14 protein-coding genes are annotated in these 16,423 nt (G+C 71.5%); 2 read left to right on the top strand and 12 right to left on the bottom strand.

Annotated features, from left to right (window positions below; genetic code table 11):
* Position 1: 1 nt before the first annotated feature.
* The 12 genes from ACZ6ZQ_RS14545 to ACZ6ZQ_RS14490 form a co-directional block, all read right to left on the bottom strand.
* Positions 2–4,393 (bottom strand): FAD-dependent oxidoreductase, encoded by a 4,392-nt coding sequence (locus ACZ6ZQ_RS14545; RefSeq protein ID WP_469768875.1) that lies wholly within the window; start codon positions 4,391–4,393, stop codon positions 2–4.
* Positions 4,394–4,408: 15 nt separating this feature from the next.
* Positions 4,409–4,810, bottom strand: coding sequence for a PASTA domain-containing protein (locus tag ACZ6ZQ_RS14540; protein WP_469768874.1), 402 nt, complete (start codon positions 4,808–4,810; stop codon positions 4,409–4,411).
* Between the two features lie 7 nt (positions 4,811–4,817).
* The gene (locus tag ACZ6ZQ_RS14535) at positions 4,818–5,384 is read right to left on the bottom strand and encodes a hypothetical protein (RefSeq protein ID WP_469768873.1); all 567 of its coding nucleotides are present in this window, start codon (positions 5,382–5,384) and stop codon (positions 4,818–4,820) included.
* Positions 5,377–5,889, bottom strand: coding sequence for a hypothetical protein (locus ACZ6ZQ_RS14530; protein WP_469768872.1), 513 nt, complete (start codon positions 5,887–5,889; stop codon positions 5,377–5,379). The genes ACZ6ZQ_RS14535 and ACZ6ZQ_RS14530 overlap by 8 nt, the downstream gene beginning before the upstream one ends.
* Positions 5,886–6,773, bottom strand: a complete 888-nt coding sequence (locus tag ACZ6ZQ_RS14525) for a hypothetical protein (RefSeq protein ID WP_469768871.1) — start codon at positions 6,771–6,773, stop codon at positions 5,886–5,888. The genes ACZ6ZQ_RS14530 and ACZ6ZQ_RS14525 overlap by 4 nt, the downstream gene beginning before the upstream one ends.
* A 327-nt stretch (positions 6,774–7,100) precedes the next feature.
* The gene (locus ACZ6ZQ_RS14520; protein ID WP_469768870.1) at positions 7,101–8,678 is read right to left on the bottom strand and encodes a sensor histidine kinase; all 1,578 of its coding nucleotides are present in this window, start codon (positions 8,676–8,678) and stop codon (positions 7,101–7,103) included.
* A gap of 56 nt (positions 8,679–8,734) precedes the next feature.
* On the bottom strand, positions 8,735–9,427 hold the full coding sequence (locus ACZ6ZQ_RS14515) for a response regulator (RefSeq protein WP_469768869.1): 693 nt from the start codon (positions 9,425–9,427) through the stop codon (positions 8,735–8,737).
* Between the two features lie 68 nt (positions 9,428–9,495).
* A complete protein-coding gene (locus ACZ6ZQ_RS14510) occupies positions 9,496–11,520 on the bottom strand; it encodes a M4 family metallopeptidase (RefSeq protein WP_469768868.1) in 2,025 nt (674 codons plus the stop codon).
* Positions 11,521–11,691: 171 nt separating this feature from the next.
* On the bottom strand, positions 11,692–12,036 hold the full coding sequence (locus ACZ6ZQ_RS14505) for a TetR/AcrR family transcriptional regulator C-terminal domain-containing protein (RefSeq protein WP_469768867.1): 345 nt from the start codon (positions 12,034–12,036) through the stop codon (positions 11,692–11,694).
* A 388-nt stretch (positions 12,037–12,424) separates the two neighbouring features.
* Positions 12,425–13,150, bottom strand: coding sequence for a hypothetical protein (locus ACZ6ZQ_RS14500; protein WP_469768866.1), 726 nt, complete (start codon positions 13,148–13,150; stop codon positions 12,425–12,427).
* 156 nt (positions 13,151–13,306) lie between these two features.
* Positions 13,307–13,495, bottom strand: coding sequence for a hypothetical protein (locus ACZ6ZQ_RS14495; protein ID WP_469768865.1), 189 nt, complete (start codon positions 13,493–13,495; stop codon positions 13,307–13,309).
* Positions 13,492–15,018: a monooxygenase gene (locus ACZ6ZQ_RS14490; RefSeq protein WP_469768864.1), complete on the bottom strand. Its 1,527-nt coding sequence runs from the start codon at positions 15,016–15,018 to the stop codon at positions 13,492–13,494. The genes ACZ6ZQ_RS14495 and ACZ6ZQ_RS14490 overlap by 4 nt, the downstream gene beginning before the upstream one ends.
* Positions 15,019–15,083: 65 nt before the next feature.
* Here ACZ6ZQ_RS14490 and ACZ6ZQ_RS14485 point away from each other — a divergent pair, with 65 nt between their 5' ends.
* Both ACZ6ZQ_RS14485 and ACZ6ZQ_RS14480 read left to right on the top strand, forming a co-directional pair.
* A complete protein-coding gene (locus tag ACZ6ZQ_RS14485) occupies positions 15,084–15,740 on the top strand; it encodes a TetR/AcrR family transcriptional regulator (protein ID WP_469768863.1) in 657 nt (218 codons plus the stop codon).
* 162 nt (positions 15,741–15,902) lie between these two features.
* A complete protein-coding gene (locus ACZ6ZQ_RS14480) occupies positions 15,903–16,421 on the top strand; it encodes an effector-associated constant component EACC1 (RefSeq protein WP_469768862.1) in 519 nt (172 codons plus the stop codon).
* Positions 16,422–16,423: the final 2 nt, after the last annotated feature.

The following is a 16,423-nucleotide window of genomic DNA, read 5'->3' as shown; positions in this document are numbered from 1 at the left end:
GCTACGGGGACGCGAAGTCGGGGCCGTACTGTGCCCGCGCCGCCGCCTTGATCCTGGCGATGTGGGTGCCGAAGTCCGCCCGGCGGAAGCCCGTGACGTGCTTGTAGTCGTACGTGGCGGTGAACGCGAACGGCTTGACCACCCACCGGGGCGTGGGTGCGTCGCTCCTGTGACCGGTCCTGAACGGCACCGAGGTGAAGTTCCGCCGCTTGAGGTAGCACGAATTCGTGATGCCGAGCGTCAGATCGACCCACCGACGCGCGATCAGGGCAAAGGCCGCCCGTGTTCCGGCGGCCGACTGCGCGTTCAGCGAGGCGAGCAGTGCGGTCAGCTGACGCTCGGCCTCCGGGACGAAGGCCCCGCCGGCGGCGATCGCGCGTTGGGCGACCACCGTGCCGAGGAAGTTGGAGCACAGATCCTCGGGCGAGAACGACGAATTGTGCAGACCGGGAATGGTGGGGCCGCAAGATCCCGCACCCATGGGGTACGTGGCGATCTCGTGTCCCAATGCGTCGTCGAAGGCGATCGACCGGGCCGTCTCCAGCCACTCCGCCGGCGGCACCGCGCTGGTCAGCGTGGCCTCGCCCTCTGCGGTACGGATCTTTGCGCCGGCCGTGCCGCTCGCCCGGTGGATCTCCTGATAGGCGAATGCCGTGCCGTCGCAGACGTCCCACAGGTGGGCCAGGTCGATGAACCCGGCTCTGCCGGTGTAGACGATGCCCGGCTTGCCGGAGCCGTGCCCTCCGGCGGCGCTCGCGCCGGTGAGGAAGCCGGGCGACAGCATGCAGCACGTCCGCAGGACCGGAGGTCCGGCGAGCGCCGGGCTCGGCGGGGCGGGAGCCACGAACGACGGACGCCGCGGCGGAGGCGGGGCGACGATTCCGGAGGACTGCTCGACGGCGTGAATCGCGTCGGGCCGCCCCTGCACGGAACTCGTCGTGCCGTACGCCGGGTCGATCACGGAACTCGTCGTGCCGTACGCCGGGTCGATCGCCGGCGGAGCGGGCGGCGGCACCGGCACCTCCGCCTCGTACGCATCGGTGGTTGCCGCCCGCGGGGCCGACGCCCACAGGTCCTGCGGGCCACCGGGACGAAGCATGTCCGCCTCGCTCTGCGCCGCTTCCCCGCCGATCCACCGGGCCAGTTGCTCCACCGCCTCCGGCGTGACGGCTGACCGCCCGCATGCCGCCCGCCACGCGGCGGCCACGCGGAAGGCGGCAAGCACGCCGGACTGCAGTGCCCCCTCCATGTAGCCGAAGAACCCCGGCGAGGCCTGCTCGCCTGCGAAGAACAACCGTCCCTGGTAGGCGCTGCTCAGGTTCTTCGCGACCGTGGTGACCTGGCCCGGGGCGGGCACCGCATAACCGGTGCAGACGTACGGCTCGTTCGGCCAGTCGACCAGTGTCGACTTCATCAGATGGGTGGCGTAGCCGGGGTAGAGCATCTCCATACGGGTCTTGTAGAGCGGTGCGCTGAGGACGAACGATCCGCCTGAATAGACGGACAGGTCGAACCCCTTCGCCGGTTTCGTCTGATTGTCGGTGCCCTCCCAGACGCTGCCCAACCAGTCCCAGAGCGCGCTCGGCGCCAGTCCCTTCGCGGTCCAGAAGTCGCTTTCGAAGGCGCTGAGGAACTTGACCGCCGGGCCGTGCTGGATGGTGTAGTCGGCCGGGACGAAAGGCGTGGGACCGCTGACCTTCGGCCAGACGAACGGCGAGCCGGCAAGGATGGCGAAGTCGAAATCAGCGGTCGAGACCGCCCCTGTGGAGGCACCGGAGGTGTACGTCACCCGCACGCTGCTCTTCTGCACCTCGACCGCGGTCACCGGGCTGTTGAGCCGGACGTCCTTCAGGGTGCGCGCGAGCGCGGTGGCGAGCTGGTCGTTGCCGCCCTCGCAGCGGTCGGTTTCGGTGCGGCTCCAGTAGGCCAGCATGTCGCCGGCCATCGAGTGCGCCTTCACCGCGGCCAGGTACCCGAGGTAGCTCTGCTTGTTCAGTGCAACGCACTGGTCGTTCTCGGTGATGAACTCGAAGTAGTGCCGGGCCAGGGAGGAGGCCTGACCGAACATGTCCGGGTCGTTCAGGCGGTCCTCGAGCGAGATGGCGTCCAGCTTGGCGGCGTTCTTGCTGGTCCACGGACGCAGCGCGTCGACCGCCCTCGCCTCCGCGCCGATCTTGCGAAGCACCGGTTTCAGGTCGGACTCGATCTGCTTCTGCTCGGCATCCGTCAGGTCGGTCATACCGAATCTCAACCGGACCTTGAGCCCCTTGGACTTGTACTCGTCCTTCGTGGTGACCTTGGTCAGCGTCAGTTTGAAGGCACGGGCGAGGGCGATCCACGCCCAATGGTTCTCTCCGATCAACTCGGCGCCCGCCTCGACCACCTTGCCCGGCACGAGCGACCGGTCCGTGCGCACCCGGCCCCCCAGTCGCTCGGTGGCCTCGAACACGGTGACCTGTGCCCCGCCTGAGGCCAGTGACCAGGCGGCCATCAGCCCCGCGAAACCCCCGCCGACCACCGCCACCCGCAGATTGGACAGCGCGCACGGGTCAGCGTATTCGGTCAGCGAAGCCTCGGAAGGTGTCTCCCACGCGTCGGGTCCGGGGCGGTCCACGGCGACTGCGTCGCCCTCGCCGTACGTATGCAGGCTGCTCCGGTCGCCCGCCTCGCCGCCGGGCCTCACGGCGGCGACCGCACGGTCCGCCCGCAGATAGCCGCTGCCCAGCCGACGCGCGTCGGCGCCCGGCAGCGGCGGGTCGCAGCTCGCCAGGAGCGCCCGGCGGGTCTCTTCGATGGGCAGCGGTCGGCCGGCGGCCTGGAACATCAGTGCCACCGTGCCGGTCACCGCCGGCGCCGCCATGCTCGTGCCGGACATCCGGACGTACGCCGGTCCCCGCTCACTTGCGCCGGGGTGTGATCGCGCGCCGAGCACGCGCACGCCAGGAGCGACAAGATCGGGTTTCTGGCGCCCGTCCCGGGTCGGACCGGACGAGGAGAACAATCCCGGCGGCCGGTCCGGGCGGTGCGCCTCATAGGCACCGACCGCGATGGTACGAAGCCCGTTGACGATGGTGCCGAGCGTGGTGGTGGCGTCCACGTCGGAGTCGTCGAAGTGCGTCTGGCAGTGCCGGCACCCGGCATCCCGCTCGATCCAGGCGTGCACCCGGCCGTCCACCACGTCGTCGGCGTGCAGCGTGATGTGCCAGCCGTCGACCGCGGGGTCCGGGTCGAGGAACAGGCTGATCTGATGGTCGCCGTTGTTGGGGTCGTGCGCCCGGTGGTAGATCCGGCCCACCTCACGCCCGTTGACGCCGATCACCCCGTTGTCGCCGAGCGGCACCACGGCCCGGTGCGCTCCGTCGGCGCTGACCACCTCGACGGTCAGCCGGTCGCGGCCCGGATACCAGATGTCGACCTCGTTGGAGGTGAGGTCGGCCGGGTCCACCGCGACCCGGAAGGTCCGTTCTTCTCCCGGGCGCAACTGCCAGGCGGCGTGGGCGCGGCGCTCGAAGTAGTTGCCGCAGGACTGGACAACGGCCCTGCCGGGCGCCTCACTTACCAGATGGTCCAGGGCCTGCTCCAGCAGCAGCCGTCCCGTGTGTTCACCGGCCTGTCGGCCCAGACTGAGATTGATCACGCAGGACCGGTCCCCTGCGGTGTCGAAGATCATCGCGCAGGCGTCCAGCAGATCACCCGAACTGCCCAGGGGAACAACCGCATTGCCGGGCTGTCTGCTCAGACTGACCGCCAGAATGTCCGCCTCGGGCGCCAGGCCCGGCGGTCCGCCCGCCAGACCGTTGCCCGCGGCGACGCTCAACGTGTGGGTGCCGTGCGCGCCCGTTCCGGAGTCGAAGTCAGCGGGGTGGTAGCCCAGCGCCCGGTACGGGTCGGGCTGCGCGAGCGCGGCATCGATGTGCGCGGAGGTGAACAGCCGTCCTACTCCGTAGGGTGTGGCCGGGCCGGGGCTGGCCGGGTCCGCCGAGCGCTGGTCCCACAGGGCCAACAGCCTGGTACGGCCGTCGGGTCGGCGGAAGTCGGGGTGCGCGAAGTCGAAGCCCCAGTCGACCAGGCCGACGACGACGCCCCTGCCGGTCTCTTCGAGGTCCGGTCGTGCGTGGTCCAGGAACGGCTCGCCCCCGGCCGCCTCGGTGTCGATCGAGGGCGGCTCGACGTCCGGTGCGTACAGACGCGGAGCCTTGACGCTCACCGCGGCCGGGTCGGCCCACAGACCGGCGATGTTCCGGCGGCGCACCCGCACGGTGGCGATGTCACCGAAGGTGTTGACGACCCGCACCGTGGCCGGGGGCCGGTCCGGGTCGCGCAGCCGGAGGATGACACCGACCTCGTCATCGGGGTCGCCGCGGCGGGACAGCTCGTGCAGCGCCGGATCCATGGGCGGCCCCTTCGCTCACGGCGTCTTGCCGGACACCTTGCCGGCGATCAGGTCGAGCTTCTTGACCAGGGCGTCGTACCGCACCTTCGCGGAGGCTTCGTCCTCCAGCCTGGCGACCGCTTTGGCCAGTTCATCCAGCTTCTTTGCCAGATCGGGCAGGGGGCTCGGGGTGGGCGGCGTGGTGATCACGTGCAGAGTCACCACCGAGCCCTTCGGCCGGACACCCCCGACGGGCGGTTCGTGGCTGAAGACGTCGCCCGCTTTGCCCTCTGCGACGATCTCCCGCACCCGCGGCGTCAGCCCGAAGTCCCTGAGCTTCTTCTCGGCCTCCGCGCGGGTCTTGCCCACCACATCGGGCACGCCCACGCCGCCGTCCGGACCGGCGCCGGCAGTGGTGCCGAATGTCAACGCAGCCATCTCCGCCTCACTTCTTGGTCAGCATGGACAGCAGGACCAGGTTGGTGACCATGTCGCCGCCGAGCCCGTTCTTGTGCGACTCGTTGCCGCCGGTCAGGCCCGGCATGAGCAGCAGGAACGGCAGGAAGTCGGCGATCTTGCTCTGCGACTGGGTGACCACCTTGACCGGCCTGCCGTCGGCGTCGGCGTCCACCGTCTCCTGAGTGAACATCGGCAGCAGCAGGGCGAGCAGTTTCGTCTGCTGCAGGTCGGCCCGGATCACCTCGGAGCCCTTCTTCTGCTCGCCGGACTCCTTGCGGAGCGTGGTGGCGAGCTTGGCCTGGTCGGTGGCGAGCGTGTTGGTCCGCGACTCCAGCGACTTGACCGCGGCGGCCAGGGTCTCGATCTTGCTGTCCAGGTTGCGGGCGGTGGACTGCACCTGGCCCTGGCTGGCCGGCGCGGGCGTATGTCTCGCGGCGAAGCTGCTGCGTCGGCTCGGTGTGCGCACCGTCTGGCGGCGGTATGGTGTGCGTTCCTCGAAGTCCTCGTACTCCGTGCCGTCCAGCAGCGTGCCGATTTCGTCGTACTCAGTCATGGGTTGTCCCTTCGCGCATCGACGGTGGGTCGGTGGTGACGGTCGAACGGTCCCGCCGGTGCATGCGGGCGTGCATGACGACGGCCGGGCGGACCAGCCGGTCGAAGAGTTCGGGCTCGGGGGTGGTGAAGCCGGGCACGCCTCGCCCGCGGCACCACCAACATGTGCCGTCCGCGCCGAAGCACGCGGGGCACGCGCCGAGCGCGGCGGCCACGTCGTCGAGCAGACCGTGCGCCGCGTCCAGCTGGGCGGCCAGCTCGGCGAGCCGACGGCGTACGTCCTCGGCGGGCTCGCGGGGTTCGGAGAGCCGACGCGCCTCTCCCTCGGTCCGTAGCTCGGCCTGTTCGGCCTCGGCCAGGTCGCGCTCCAGCTGCGCCTCGCGCCGGCTGAGCAACTGGGCGAGCTGCTGGTCGGATCCGGCCAGGTCGGCCAGGCCGTCCGTGTCTGCAGCCGCGCCAGGGAGGTGCCGCTGCAGGAGTTCGATCACCTGCTGCTGACTGGTCATCGCACACCGACCAGTTCGTCGAAGTCGACGGCGAAGCACTCGTCGTCGGTCAAGGCGTCGTCGATCAGGGCGTCGTCGAGATCGATGTCGTCGAAGTCCTCGTCGTCGAGCCCTTCGTCGTCGTCGAACCCGCCGTACGCGCCGAACTCCTCGTACGCCGCGGTGGCGGCGTCGTCGGATTCCGCCTCGTCCCGCTCCGCACCCACCAGCAGGCCCAGCAGCCGTCCCGCCCGCTCGTCACCGGCCGTCGGATCCTCCTCCGACTCCGCGTCGGTCGTCCACTCCGCCTCGGCCTCTCGGGCCAGGGCGCCGAGCAGCCCGGCGAACGTGTGGGCAGGCACCGGCACCTGCCGGCGGCCCACGGGAATCAAAAGGGTTCGGCCCTCGCTCAGGGCAGTCAGCGCCCGGGCCGTCTCCGGCCGCCGCAGCAACGCCATCAGCGCGGCCGCAGCCGGGCCGCCGCGGCCTCCGGCCAGGCCCAGCAGTCCCGAGGCCAACCCGCCGGGCCCGGCCGGCGAACCGGCTGTGCCGACCGCGCCGCCGATGCCACGGGCATCGTGGCCGCCGTATCGCTGGAGTGCCGACCCGGCCGCACCGACCAGCGCCCCGCCCAGCGCGCCGAACGGGCCCAGCGCACTGCCGGCGGCGGCGCCCCGAAGTGCGCCGGGAGCGACGGCCTTGGCGAACGTGCCCGCGGGCTCGGCCACCTTCGCCAGCGCACTGCCGAGGCCGTCGAAGAACTCTTCGTACTCCGCGGGGGTGATGTTCTCACCGCTCGCCTCTGCGAAGGCCTCTTCCAGTTCACCGTCGGAGAAGCCGGCATACCGGGAGTCCAGCACCTCACGCAGATGTGGGTAGTAGGTACCTGCGTAGCACTCCGGCATCTCCGTGACCTCCGTTGTGACGGCGTCGTGCTGCGTCCTCAGCGAAACACGGGGTCAGTGCCGGCACCATCCGAGACGCCCGAACAGGTGCCCGTCGCAATCCCAGCGCGAAAGCGCCCTGGGGAGCGTCCAACCGCTGTCACGACCCAGTGCCCCTCCCGCACCAGTGCCCCTCCCGGCAAGTTTCGCCCTGTCGCGTCGTCCGGCACGCACCCTCGCTGCGTTGGCCGAAAGCCCTGGTAGCTCCGCTACAAGGACTTCCGGCCGCCTTGCGATGGCACGCACCGGACGATGCTCCTTGACGGGCAAACATTGCCGGTCGCGGCACTAGCGTCGTCGCTCCTCCTGATCCAGCACGTCCTTCGCCGCGAGCCGGCCGTCGTCGAAGCACAGCCGGTACACCGGGTGCAAGGCGGAGTCGGTCGTCCGGTAGTACACGCACTCGTCCATCCCCGGCGGCTCGGGCTCCGAGCCGTCGGGCCGGCCGTCCAGCGCGTAAGGGGGCAGCCGTGCGGTGACGTCGGTGCGGCTGTCGCCGATGCGCAGGGCGTCGTAGTCGGTGCGGTTCAGGGACGATTGGGTCTGGGTGTACAGGGCGAAGCCGCCCATCAGCACCGTCAGGGCGACGAGCAGCGCCGCCGGGATCCAGATCGCCTGGGCGAGACCGCGGCGCACCCGCCGTCGCGCGAGGCTCAGTTCGCGGGCGGACGTGGGCGCCTCGGGGGCGGCCGGGACAGGTGCGCCGGCGCCGCTCAGCGGCAGGGACGCCGTCACCGTGAAGCCGCCGTCCGCCGCCGGACCGTGCCGCAGGGTCCCACCCGCGAGCCGCACGCGCTCATCGAGCCCGACAAGCCCCGTCCCGCCGGAGGCAGAGCTCTCCGACGCCTGCTCGGGGCCAGGGCCTGTCCTCGGGATCCTGCCGGGCCCGTTGGCGACCGAGACCGCCACGGTCTGCCCGTCCCGGCCCAGCACCACCCGCACGGACGCGCCCGGGGCGTGCTTGGCGGCGTTGGTGAGCCCTTCCTGCACGACACGGTGCACGGCCCGCCCCACCATGTCCGGCACGTCCCGGGCAGACAGGTCCTCCCCGGTCAGTTCCACCGCCATCCCCGAGGCCCGCGCCCGTTCCACCACGTCCCCGGCCGTCTCGCCGGCCGGAGCCATACGCGCGGACTCGTCGTCGGTGCGCAGGACGCCGATGATGTCCCGCAGCCGCCCGGTCGCCTCCGCCGCGGCCCGGCGGAGCTCACCGGCGGCCGCCTGCTGGGCGGGACCCAGCTCGCGGTCCACCTCCAGGGCCGCCGCCCGTACTGCGATCAGCGCCAGATCGTGCCCCAGTGAGTCGTGCATGTCCCCGGCGATACGGGAACGTTCGCGCAGGCGCTCCCGGTCGGCGATCGCACGCTGTTCCCGTTCCATGCGGTCCGCCAGCTCCCAGCCGGCGCTGACGAGCTGCGCGTACTGCCGTACGTACCGCCCGAACAGCCAGGGCGCCACGATCGCGAGCGCCAGTGTGAGGAGCAGCGTGAACCACTCCCACGGGGTTCTCCCCACGAGCAGCGTCAGCAGGAGACCGGCCGCCGCCACGGCCCCGAACGTCCACAGCGCGGACCGTGTGTGCTCGGTGCGCCGCCCGGTCAGATAGCCGAACGCGACCAGCGCGAGGCTGTACGACGACGTGAACAGCTCCACCGACGCCGCCAGACTCAGTGCCACGACGATCGCCAGCGCGAGCAGCGGCCAGGCCCGGCACACGGCGACGCACACCCCGAGCACCGCGACACCCGCGCCCACCCACCACCACGAACCGCCGTCGTTCGGGTCGCCCTTCAGCAGCACCGGCACGCTCAGCAGGCCCCACAGGGCCAGGTCGACGACGTAGGCACGGGTCCGGTCTCTGCGCATGTCCCCACTGTGCCGGACGCTCCGGGGCCCGGGCCTCCGACGAAAGTAGGGGGTGGTCAGCGGCCGGCCGGGGCGTCCTTCTCGCCCTCGTCGTCCGTCTCGTCCAGCAGACCCGCCTCGTACGCCAGGATCGCCAGCTGCACCCGGTTCCGCAGACCCAGCCGCGCCAGCACGGCACTGACATGTGCCTTCACCGTGCCCTCGACGATGTGCAACCGCCCGGCGATCTCCCCGTTCGACAACCCGGAGCCGACCAGTGCGACCACCGCGCGCTCACGGGGCGTCAGCGGCTCCAGCCGGGCCCGGGCGTCGGCGGCCTTCGACAGCCGGCCCGTGCCGACATGGGCGATCAAGCGGCGTGCGATCTCCGGGGAGAGGAAGGCCGCGCCCTCCGCCACCGCCCGGATCCCCGCGATCAGCTCCCGCGGATCGCCGGACTTGAGCAGGAACCCGCTCACTCCCGAGCCGAGCGCTCGCGCGATGTACTCGTCCTCCGAGAACGTCGTCAGCATCACCAGCGCGGTCTCCGGCACGGTGCGCCGCAGCTCCTCGGCGGCCTGCAGCCCGTCCAGCCGAGGCATCCGGATGTCGAGCAGTGCCACGTCGGGCCGGTGCTTCAGGGCGAGTTCGACGGCGTCGTGCCCGTGACCGGCCTCGGCGACGACCTCGATACCGGGGTCGGCGGCCAGGATGGCCTTCACACCCGCGCGGATCATCGCCTCGTCGTCGGCCAGCAGCACTCTGATCATGTCGTCACGATACGTGGAACCGCCCGGGGGAACCGGAGTCCCCCCGGGCGGTCCGCTCACCGACGTGCCTACGGGAACGTCAGCTTGACGCTGTTGATGTAGCCGGTGTCCAGCGCTGCCACATCCTGGACCTTCAGCTTCCACACGCCGTTCGCGACCTCGCTCGACGCGTTCACCGTGTACGTCTCGACCACGTTGTCCGCAGAGTCGCTGCCGCTGGCGTTCTTCAGCCGGTACGCCGTGCCGTCCGGGGCGAGCAGGTCGATGACCAGGTCACCGCGCCAGGTGTGGACGATGTCGACGCCGACCTTGAGGGCGGCAGGAGCGTTGCCGGAGCGGCCGGTGACGGTGACCGGGGACGTGACGGCGGCGCCGTTGTCCGGGATCGCGACGTCCGTGGTGTTCTCGAACGACGTACCGGTGTCGCCGCCCGGCCGGGAGCCGACGTTGATTCCGGCCCAGGCGTCGGCGACCGCCTTGTACTCGGCGCTGCTGGCCCCGTACAGCTCGCTCGCGACGGCGAGCGTGCCGGTGCGGGCGCCCGCGTAGTTCGTGGTCGAGTTGAACTTCGTCGTCAGCGCCTTGTACCAGATCAGCGAGGCCTTGTCACGGCCGATGCCGGCGACCGGCAGACCGTCCGAGGTCGGGGAGTCGTAGTTCACGCCGTTGATGGTCTTTGCGCCACTGCCCTCGGAGAGCAGGTAGTACCAGTGGTTCGCCGGGCCCGACGAGTAGTGCACGTCGATGCCGCCGATGCCCGAGTACCAGGAGTCCTTGGACGCGCCGTCCTTGCTCGGCTTGTCCATGTAGCGCAGCGGGGTGCCGTTGCCGCGGATGTCGATCTTCTCGCCGACGAGGTAGTCGCCCTTGTCCTGCGCGTTGTTGGCGTGGAACTCGACCGCCGCCGCGAAGATGTCGGACGTCGCCTCGTTGAGGCCGCCGGACTCACCGCTGTAGACCAGCTTCGCGGTGTTGGAGGTGACGCCGTGCGTCATCTCGTGCGCGGCCACGTCGATCGAGGTGAGCGGCTTGGTGTTGTTGGAGCCGTCGCCGTAGGTCATGCAGAAGCAGCTGTCGGACCAGAAGGCGTTGACGTACGCGTTGCCGTAGTGGACGCGGGAGTACGCGCCGACGCCGTCGCCGCGGATGCCGCTGCGGCCGTGCACGTTCTTGTAGTAGTCCCAGGTGAGCGCGGCGCCGTAGTGCGCGTCGGCGCCGGCCGTCTCGGCGTTCTGCGGGGTGCCGTCGCCCCAGGTGTCGTCCGGGCCGGAGAAGAGCGTCCCGGTGCCGGAGGTGCCGCGGTTGAGGTTGTACGTCTTGTGGTTGCCGCGGCCCGTGTCGGTCAGGGTGTACGACGGCGCCGTGCCGAGCGTGACCTGGCCGCTGTACATCGTGTTGCCGGTGCCCGTCTCGATGGCCTGCCACTCGTAGAGCTTCTTGCCGCTGGTGGCGTCGGTGACGACGTGCAGCTCGTTCGGGGTGCCGTCGTGCTGGACGCCGCCGACGACGGTCTCGTACGCGAGGGTCGGCTTGCCCTGGGCCAGCCAGACCACCTTGCGCGGGGCCCGGTCGGCGGCGGTCTTCTTCGAGCCGTCGGAGCGCGCGGCGGCGACGGCCTGCTGCTCGGCGGCTGCAGGGGCGACGTCGGCGCTGGTGTCGACGTTCTTGAGGGCGGCGGCGGAAGCCTTGGTGACCGACTCGGTCCGCCCGGCCTTCGTCTCGGCGACGACCAGGTCACCACCGAGGACGGGCAGACCCGCGTAGGTGCGCTCGTAGCGCGTGTGCGTGGTGCCGTCCCGGTCCTGGACGACATCGCGGACGACGAGCTTCTCCTGGGAGCCGAGGCCGAGTTCGGCCGCGGTGGCCGCCTTGGTGGCGTTGGCCTCGCGTATCAGCTCCGCCCGCTGGGCGGGGGTGAGCTGCGCGGGCAGTGCGCCGGGGTCGGCCGCCGAGGTGGCCTGCTGCTTCGGGGCGGTCGCCGGGGCGTCCGGGGCCGCGGCGGCGGAGCCGGACTGGATGCCGACGGTCAGGAGGGCGGCGGCTGCGAGCAGAGCGCCGGTCGCGGACGCGCGACGGCTGGGCGTGGGTCTCACGCGAACTCCTTCTGCGAGGGGGGTTACAGGCGGCTGGGTGGGCCGCCCGGGCAGAGCGACGGAGCATGTGGTGCGTGGATCGGGGGAAGAGTGGCAGGCGTGAGGGGCTCCTGTCAGGAGCGCGTCAACAGATTGGCCGGAAAGTGTCCGTTGGATGAAAGGCCGTGTTCGTTAAGCGGACGTTTCGTCGATCATCACCGCGAGGCCGTCGAGCAGCCGTGCCAGCCCGAATTCGAAGAGCGTTTCGAGGTCCAGCTCGAAGTCGTCCTGTTCGAACAGAGTGGTGAGCAGAGGGTACGCGCCACCTGATGCGATCGCCTCGAGCTGTGGCTCGTTCCGTGCCATCCACTCGTCGCCCCCCGACAGTCCGGTGTCCTGCCGGGCCTGTGTCTCCAGGTCGGCCGCCATCGACACTCCCTGCACATAGGCGAAGAGCGAGAGATGGGCGTGAATTGTCTGAAAGGGAGTCAGCCCCGTGGACCGCATGGCCCGCAGCACCCACTCCGTGTACGCCATGGCGTTCGGCGAAGAAGTCCCGCAACGACCTTCAGAAGGAGATCTATGCCGGGCTGAAGGCGGATTTCGGGCTGTCGGCGCAGGCAGTGGTGCGCACGGTGAAGAAGGTCATTGACGCCTACGCGACGCTGCACGCCCATGTGCGAGCAGGGATTCTCGGTCCCGAGGGGGGCAGAGTGCCGCAGAGGCGAATCGGACTCAGTGCACCGGGGCGGATAAATGGTTCCTGACCGTGACCTGCGAACCTCACGGGGCCTTGTGGGCCGACGGAGGTGCCTTACGGCCGTTGGTGCCGGTGGGGGTGTCCCCGACCCGTTGGCTCCGGCGAGGCGTCCCGACGGTCGTCGGTTCCGGCGAGGGTGTCCCGACGGCCGTTGGCGCCCGCCTGTCAGGCCGCCGGCCGGGGATCCAGCCACAACGCCTCGGCGAGGGCGCACAGTTCGCCGTCGGCCGTGGCCAGTGCCACGCCCATCGCGTGCTTGCGGCCGGACTCCGACTGCAGCCAGGAATAGGAGATGTGCGGTTCGCCGGCGCGCACCGGACGCAGGAGCGCGCCGGTGAGGGCCGCGGTGACCGCGCCCGGGCGCTGGGTGCCCAGCATGCGGCCCGCCCAGTTGCCCGGGCAGTCCAGGGCGCCCCACACCAGTTCCGGCGGGAGCAGGCCGTCCTCGGAGGCGAGGGCGGGGGACGGGATCCAGGCGGAGGCGACGAGGTCACGGCCCGGCACCGGGGTGCAGTGCTGGCGCAGGCCGCGGTCGGGCGTACGGTCCAGGCCGCAGCCGAAGCAGTCGACGATCCCCACAGGCGGCGCCGCCCGGAACGCCTCGGCCGCCGCGGCCGCCTCGTCCAGGGAAGGGGCGGCCGGAGCGTCGAGCAGCAGTTCGGCCGGGCAGGCGGTGGCCAGCGGCCGGTCCCCTTCGCCCAACTCCGCACCCCCGCCGGCCGTTCCGGCGATCCGCACGGGAACCTCCACCGGGACGGGACCGCGGAAGTCCACCCGTACCGTCTTCGCCCCCGAGCGCTCCGCGAGCACCCCCGCGACGTACCCGCCGAAGGCCACCCCGGGATAGCCGACGTACAGCTCCGGCACCACGATCGCGTCAGTCGTCGTCATGGTCCCCACTCCATCACACCGGCCAGGAGCGGTCCGAGCCCGCCCGGGCCGGCGAGGAGAGCAGTTCGTCCGCCCCCCCCGGGCCCCCCACCGTCCGCCGTACGTCGTCGCGCTCGGTGAAGTCCACCGTGTGACTCCTGATGCCCAGCTCGTCCGTCAGGTGCGCGTCTGCGCGGGGTGGCGGGCGGCCGCGGCGCCGTCGCCAGGGCGCATGGGCCGTCCGTCGGCGTTCCGGACGGCGTGCCCGGACACCTGCACGGGCCGGGCGCCGTCGACGGTGACCACGTGGCTGATCTGCTCGGCGGGGTCGTGCACGGCCGGGTGACCGATACGGGCCGTGGTCATGCGCCGTCTTTCACCGAGGGCGCCCCGGCCCAGGCCGTGAGCGCACCGGCCCGCTCGTTGCGGCGAGTGTCCGTGTCGGTGGTACGGGTCGCCCACGCGATGTGGCCGTCGGGCCGTACGAGGACTTCGGTCACGCCGTCGAGATCCTCGTGCGCGTCGTGCTCGGTGACGGTCACGGCGGTGACCCGTGAGCCCCACCCCGCGGTGACGGCGTTCTGCGGGTCCGGGTCCCCCGCGAGGCCGAGCAGGACGTAGCGGCCCTGCGGAAGCAGTTCGTGGACGCGCACCGCCTCCGAACCGGCGGCGGTGAGGCCGACGTCGGGCATGCGCCGCCCCACCAGCGGATCGGCGCCGGCGGCCGTGGGCGGGTAGGCGGTGCCGAGGGCGGAGACCGCTCCGGCGAGCCGGCGGTTGACCTCCCGCATACCGAGCAGCTCGTCGAGGAGCCTGCGCAGGGCGGCCCCCGGGCGCCGGTACTGCGGGACGAGCGCCAGCTCCGCCAGCAGGGTCTGGACCTCGGTGTTCTCGGTGACCGCCGTCCCGACCGGCCGGCGCTCCCCGTCGTAGCTGTCGAGCAGTCCGGCCGGCGCCCAGCCGTTGATCACCGCGGCGAGTTTCCAGCCCAGGTTCATGGCGTCCTGGAGACCGGTGTTGAGCCCCTGGCCCGCCGCGGGGAAGTGGATGTGGGCGGCGTCGCCCGCCAGCAGGACGCGGCCGGAGCGGTAACTCTCCGCGAGCCGGGTGGCGTTGCCGAAGCGCGACAGCCAGCCGGGCTCGGCGATCCCGCAGTCGGAGCCCGAGATCCGGATCAGCGACGTACGGAACTCCTCCAGGGTCACCGGCTCCCGGGAGGGCACGCGCAACCGCTCCGGATCCAGGAGGACGAACCGGGTCCGCCCGTCCTCCAGCGGTGCGATCAGCACGCCACGGGCTCGCGCCCGGTCGAGGGCGCCGGGGGTCGCGTCGGCGAGCGCGAAGTCGCCGAGCATCCCGGTCAGGGTCTCGTCGGTGCCGGGGAAGCCGATCCCGGCGGACCGGCGCACCATGCTGCGCGCGCCGTCGCAGCCGACGACGTACCGGGCGCGCAGGGTCTCGATGCCGCCGGGTCCGAGGACCTCGATCTCGACGCCGTCGGCGTCCTGGCCGAGACCGGTGGTCTCGTGGCCACGGCGGATGTCGACCTCCAGCTCGTGCGCGCGCTCCTCCAGCAGTGCCTCGGTGTGTGCCTGAGCCAGGAACAGGGAGTAGCCGTGCCGGGAGTCCAGCGCGGTGAAGTCCAACAGGGTGCGCAGCCCCGCGAAGTGCCAGGCCGGCACGGTGCGGCCGAGCGCGAGGAACCGGTCGAGCAGCCCGCGCTGGTCCATCAGCTCCACGCTGCGCGGGTGCAGGCTCAGCGCCCGCGAATCCTGCTGCGGCGCCGTGCGGCGCTCCAGGACCCGGGTCCGTACGCCCGCCAGCGCCAGCTCGCAGGCGAGCATCAGCCCGGTCGGTCCGGCGCCCACGACGATCACATCGGTGCCCATCCGAGATGTCCTCCCGTATTTAGTGAACAACGTTCACGTGAACACTGTTCACTATAGTGAGATCCATGAGCTCCCCGTCAACCCCGACAAGAGGCCGGCCCGCACGGCTGGACCAGGCCCGTACCGTCGAAACGGCCCTTGGGCTGCTGGACGAGTCCGGCCTCGACGCGCTGACGATGCGGCGGCTGGCCGATGCGATGGACGTCCAGGCCGGTGCGCTGTACCGCTACTTCGCGACCAAACAGGACCTGCTCACGGCGATGGCGGAGCGCATGGTCGAGGGCGTCGCCGAGTCGGCGGTGGACGGGGACTGGAGCGAGAAGGTGGCCGGCCTCGCCCGTGCGATGCGCACGGCCCTGCTCGCCCGTCGCGACGGCGCGCGCGTCTTCGCCGGTACGCACTCGACCGGCCCGAACACCCTGGGCTTCGCCGAGACGCTCGTCGGCGTGCTGCGCGACGCGGGCTTCGGCGACGACGAGGCGGCGCGGGCGCTCTTCGCGGTGGCCAACTTCACCGTCGGTCACACGCTGGAGGAACAGGCCGCCCTACGGCCGGGGAACGGAGGTCCGGCCGACCCGGAGGTCCTGCGCGACGCGGTGACGGCAGGGACGTATCCGCACCTCGCCGCCACCCTGCCCGTGCTCACCGGCGCGCAGGACTTCGCGACCCACTTCGAGTTCGGGCTCGGCCTGCTCATCGAGGGTCTGCGGGCGCGGAGATGACGACCGGGGCCCTGTACGCCCTACGCCCTGCACCCGGCGCGCCGGTCGGTCAGGCGTTGGCCGCATTGCGCCGCGTTCCGTGGGTAGTGATGTGTACGCTACAACCTGTAGCTGTGTGACAGGCGTGACATCTCGGGGGAGTACGTGCGCATCGTCATCACTGTGAAAAACGACGGCTCGGGCAGCAGCGGCGCCCACGACCTCAAGCGCTGGCTGGCCGCGGAGCCGGAATTGCGCGGCCGGGTGCGCCACGACGAGTCCGCACCTCTCCCCGCCGGAGCCATGGGCGGCGGAACGGCGGCCGACGTACTGATCGCGCTGCTCGAACCCGGGGGAGTCGTCACGGTCCTGGCGAGCGCGCTGGTCGCCTGGTTGCACAGCCGACGCGGCGAGTGCGCCGTCACGGTCACCCGCCCGGACGGTACCGAAGTCACCGTGACATCGGCCGGGGCGAAGGCAAGCGGTCCTCAGCAGGCGGCCGCCCTCGCACAGGAGTTGGCAGCAGCCCTGGACCCGGCGGACCCCGTGGACGCGACGGAATCTGCGGGCTCGACGGACTCCGCGGTCTCGGGGACGGGAGACCCGGCGGAGGCCGAGCCCGCTCGGCCGCCCGGCCCGGATCGAGCCGGTTCCGCTCGGCCCGCACCACGGCCGGGCGACGACCCCGTGACCGCGTCCTGAGC

The organism is Streptomyces sp. NPDC053673 (assembly GCF_055585225.1).
Note: the sequence above shows the minus strand (reverse complement) of the source record. Positions and strands in the feature narration are given on the sequence as shown.